Origin of the sequence: Galbibacter sp. PAP.153, assembly GCF_037029175.1 — a bacterium.
Lineage (GTDB): Bacteria > Bacteroidota > Bacteroidia > Flavobacteriales > Flavobacteriaceae > Galbibacter > Galbibacter pacificus.
This window is the reverse complement of record NZ_JAZEUN010000074.1, coordinates 1-461: the sequence shown is the minus strand read 5'-3', so window position 1 is coordinate 461 and position 461 is coordinate 1. Positions and strand designations below refer to the sequence as shown.

1 protein-coding gene is annotated in these 461 nt (G+C 36.4%); it reads right to left on the bottom strand.

The features are described from left to right. Positions 1 to 75: 75 nt before the first annotated feature. Positions 76 to 330, bottom strand: coding sequence for a DUF6364 family protein (locus tag UXI14_RS18095; RefSeq protein WP_335967376.1), 255 nt, complete (start codon positions 328 to 330; stop codon positions 76 to 78). Positions 331 to 461 lie beyond the last annotated feature (131 nt).

The following is a 461-nucleotide window of genomic DNA, read 5'->3' as shown; positions in this document are numbered from 1 at the left end:
GTGGATAGCTGAGGATTTGCATGAGGTTCTCTGTCGGTAAAAAAGTCAATGACTACGTCCGAATCCACAAAAAGTTTATACTCCATATTTTTTTGAAAGTTCTTCGGTTAAAATTTGTTTGTAGTCAAGGTCGTTTTCTATCTTAATAATTCCTCTTAGCTTTCTAACTTTTTGGGAAAGCTGTTTTTCTTTGAATTTAATCCTTTTTACAGTCACAAACCTGAAATAGTTCGCTATCATTTCTGAAAGGCTTTGCCCTTTTTCTTTTGCATGTTCCTTTGCGATTTCGATAACCTCTTTTTCTATTGCCAAAGTTAATTTGGTATTCATACTATTCCCTTTTATGACAAATACGCGTGTTTTCTTGAAATGAGAGCTAACGGTTCCTAACGACCCACTGGGGTAAGGAAATCATTTATAGCCTGTGCTTTGGGGTTCCAGACGTATGCCCAGGAACTTAA